Annotated in this window: 4 protein-coding genes and 1 pseudogene; 4 read left to right on the plus strand and 1 reads right to left on the minus strand. The window is 50.6% G+C overall.

The genetic code is table 11. The features are described 5' to 3' along the window. Window positions 1–2: 2 nt before the first annotated feature. Window positions 3–608 (minus strand): hypothetical protein, encoded by a 606-nt coding sequence (locus ON064_RS17555; protein ID WP_274625787.1) that lies wholly within the window; start codon window positions 606–608, stop codon window positions 3–5. Between the two features lie 118 nt (window positions 609–726). Here ON064_RS17555 and ON064_RS17560 point away from each other — a divergent pair, with 118 nt between their 5' ends. The 4 genes and pseudogenes from ON064_RS17560 to ON064_RS17575 form a co-directional block, all read left to right on the plus strand. Beyond that, window positions 727–1,113 (plus strand): RDD family protein, encoded by a 387-nt coding sequence (locus ON064_RS17560; RefSeq protein ID WP_274625788.1) that lies wholly within the window; start codon window positions 727–729, stop codon window positions 1,111–1,113. Between the two features lie 141 nt (window positions 1,114–1,254). After that, window positions 1,255–2,190: a LytTR family transcriptional regulator DNA-binding domain-containing protein gene (locus ON064_RS17565; RefSeq protein ID WP_121298880.1), complete on the plus strand. Its 936-nt coding sequence runs from the start codon at window positions 1,255–1,257 to the stop codon at window positions 2,188–2,190. Between the two features lie 137 nt (window positions 2,191–2,327). Beyond that, window positions 2,328–3,139: pseudogene (locus ON064_RS17570) on the plus strand (ABC transporter ATP-binding protein). Further along, window positions 3,136–3,826: ABC transporter permease (locus ON064_RS17575; RefSeq protein WP_274625789.1), on the plus strand; the 691-nt coding region annotated here is incomplete at its 3' end. The pseudogene ON064_RS17570 and the gene ON064_RS17575, both read left to right, overlap by 4 nt.

The following is a 3,826-nucleotide window of genomic DNA, read 5'->3' on the forward strand; positions in this document are numbered from 1 at the left end:
TTCTAATGGTCTTTATTCGCCGTGCGGTTGAACAATAAGACAAGAATAGGCCCGACTACCGGCAGCAAAGCCAATTGTTTGAAGTTCGCCTCCGGCAAGAAGCGGTAGGTGGCATAGACCGACAAGCCCCATAGCACGAACCAGTCGATGGTCATGACCGATACCAAGCTCGAAGTCTGGAATGCTTCCGCGTAAGCTTCTGACGAGAAGCCGCGGAAGACGGTGAGAAAGTTGATGATGCTGATGGCGGCGACGAAGATTAGCCACGCTTTCGAGCGCAAGATCCGGTGCAGCCAATTCGGCCCGCGGCGTTTTTTCTCCGGCGGCTTGTCGCCGAACGCGAAATACGGCAAGAGCGAGAACGCCCCGACGCCGAACGATACGAGCGCGAATGGCCACGCCGGCCAACGGAAGCGGTCATTCGGCACCAAAAGCGTCAAGAAGACGAGCGGAAAGATGCCGAGCGAGTTGAAGACAGCGAGGATGAGCGGGTCGACCCCTTCCCATTCACCCATCAGCAGCGGGCCGAACTCGATGCCGCCGGAACCCGAAGGCGCAAAAAAGACAGCGTATGCAATCATCAGCAGCCAAATTACTAGAAATGCCATGCGTGTCACCCCCGTTTTTCCTTGGTTTTTCCTTATCATAACGCATACAGCCCCTTGCTGTCTTTGCGGAGTCCATTCGTTATAATGGAAAGAGACGGAAAATAAGGGAGGAATGGGAATGGATGCATTGACGAAAAAACGCGGCAAGGCGCTGGCTATTGATTTTGCGATCTCCGGTGCGGTGAATGGGGTCGTGGAACCGCTGCTGCGTAAAAAGATTAAACAGGAATGGGTGCATGCGCTCATTACGCCGACCGTTGTCTTCTGGGGGCTTGAATACGTCCAGTTGAAGGCACGCGGACAGACCGTCGGACAACAAGTCGCTGGCATCAAAATCGAAAACGCAGACGGCGGCGAACTGACAGGCGGACAGGTCCTAAAACGCGTGGCACATCGTGATTCGATTATGCCGCTCCAATGGTTCAAACAACGCGGTCAGGACATGGGTGCGCAGATGCCGCATGACCGATACGCACACACCTTGATGCGTGAACTCGATAACTAAACGATGAGGCGGCATCCAATGGGGTGCCGCCTTTTGTGTGGAGTAGGGCAAAACCGTAATTCTCAAAAACGGTACTGTATCTTGCGGCACAGGAAAGGTTACAATAAATGTAAGAATCTTTTCGTTAATCAGGAGGAGCCTATGAACATTCGAGAAATGAGCGTTAACGGACAGAAAATCATCCCGTCGCTGGAATTGGACATGGAGAAGGGCAAAGTACTAGGCATCCAGACCAATGTCCAGCGCAAGAAAATCCTCCTGGCCCAATTTGCAGAGCGGGGAGATGCTTATTTGTCGTTTGCGGAACAAGGCGAATACACGCGTTTGACCGTCGAGGAATTGCTGCGCTTTATGAAGTCGCTCAGCGGCCACCACACACCGGTTCGCTCGATGCTTCAGCTGTTTCAATTAGGCGAATACCAGAAAGTGAAAATTGCCGATTTGCCAGCGTCGAAGAAAATCTATCTGTCCTTGCTACGCGTTTATTACGCACAGCAGCCGATCATCGTCCTGGAGGAGCCGTATTTTCAGCTCGAAGAACCTGATCAATTGGCATTTAAGCGACTGTTGGAAGAATTGTCGGAAGAAAAACAGATTCTGATTCTCACTGCCAATCTGGAAGATGCACTGATCAGCTGCGACGAAATTTACCGTTTGGATGAAGCGGGGTTGCATCTATTGGATATAACGGACGCTGAAGATGAAGCGGAAAATGCTCACGAAACCGGCGAAGCGGAGTTCAAGATCCAAAAAATCCCGACGAAAAAGAACGACAAAACCATTCTGTTCAACCCACCGGAAATTGATTATATCGAAAGCATCAATAGCTCGGCTGTGGTGCATGTGGCAGGGGAGACCTATACGTGCGCACTCACCTTGGCGGAATTGGAAGACAAACTCCAGCATTACGGGTTTTTCCGCTGTCACCGCTCGTATATCGTCAATCTGCAAAAAGTGCGGGAATTAATCACATGGACGAAAAACAGCTATAGCCTGCGCTTGACGACTGGAAAAGATTCCGTCGTGCCGCTGTCGAGGACGAAATTGGCCGAATTAAAAGAGCTGCTGAACATTTAATTTCCCGGGAAATAATCGCCGAATCACGGATTTCACGGTACAGTTCGGCCGGGAAATGGTACATATTAGCGGAATCACAAAGCGGTTGCTCCTTTTTCTGACTATGCTGGTGTCATCAACGAAAAGGAGTGGCGCACATGAATGCAATTTCCGTACAGAATATCCGAAAAGCATTTGGCGGCAATATGGCTTTAAAAGATGTATCCTTCGAAATTCCGAAGGGAGAGATTTTCGGCTTTCTTGGGCCGAGCGGTTCCGGAAAAACGACCTTGCTCAAGATTTTGACTGCCCAATTGGAAGCAACGGACGGGCATGCTGCCGTGATGGAGATGCCGTCTAGAATGATGCAAAAAACCGCCCAAAAACGGCGCTTCGGCATCTTGACCGATAATAGCGGTTTGTATGAGCGTTTTTATATAATTTGCCGAAATCTTCTATTGACCAAGTGCTGCATTTCGTCAATTTGAATACCGACCGCAAAAAGCGGGTCAGTGTGCTGTCGAAAGGAATGCGCCAGCGCGTCACGTTGGCGTGCGCGATCATCCACGAACCGGAACTGCTGTTTTTGGATGAGCCGACGTCCGCGCTAGACCCGGTCAACACGGCACATATCCATAAAGGCTTGCGCTATTTAAATGAACGGGGGACGACGATCTTTTTAACGACCCATGATATGACGGAAGCGGAATCGCTGTGTGAACGCGTGGCGATTTTACACAAGGGAGAGATTCGTGCAATCGGGGCCCCTGATGAATTGAAAAAAATACACCGCGACGGCACGCTGACCGTGGAATTGACGTCCGGAGAAAAAGAGCGCCTGTCGATGAACGGGGATTCGGCAGCGGCCATCGCCGGGTGGATGAGCCGCGGGCAAATCGACCGCATGTATACGAATGAGCTGAGCCTGGGCGATATTTTCATTAAACTGACGGGGAGTGAATTGGTATGAACGTATCACTGAAGCGCATCCAAGCCATTTTCATCAAAGATTATAAGGAATTTTCGAGAAACTATGCGGTATCGATCATGATCGTGTTCCCGATTGTCTTTGCGCTCCTCTACCGGACGGAAGCCGGCGATCAAGCGGCGATCTACGCGTTCATCATGAATTTTTCATTAGCGATGCTTACTAGTTTTGTGCAGGCGTGTTTGATTGCCGAGGAGAAAGAGCGCAATACGCTGCGTTCGCTCATGATGACCCCGGCCTCGATGCTTGACGTGCTAATCGGCAAAAGTGCGCTGGTGTTTCTTATTTCTGCGGCCGTCCTGGCGTTCACCACCTACTTATTCGGTTACGAGACCTCGAATGTGTTACTGCTGACGGCGGCGCTCGGGATTTCCATCCTGCTTTATACAGCGATCGGGACGATTTGCGGATTGTACTCAAAGACTTTGCTGGAAGCCTCGCTGTCGGTGTTTCCGGTATTGATCATCTTCACGGCTGGGCCGTTTGCATTGTCGTTTGAAGAACAGTATCCATTTTTGGAAGTGCTGCGCTATTTGCCGAGCAGCCAATTGAGTGAATTGCTGGTGGCTATGGAAATCGGAGCGGCTTCTGGTGATTTGGCCAAGCCGCTTGTGATTATCGCGGTATGGACAATCGTGGTGACCATCATTTCGTTTGTCCTTTATAAAA

Origin of the sequence: Planococcus sp. A6 (assembly GCF_028823615.1) — a bacterium.
In the GTDB taxonomy this organism is placed as follows: Bacteria; Bacillota; Bacilli; order Bacillales_A; family Planococcaceae; genus Planococcus.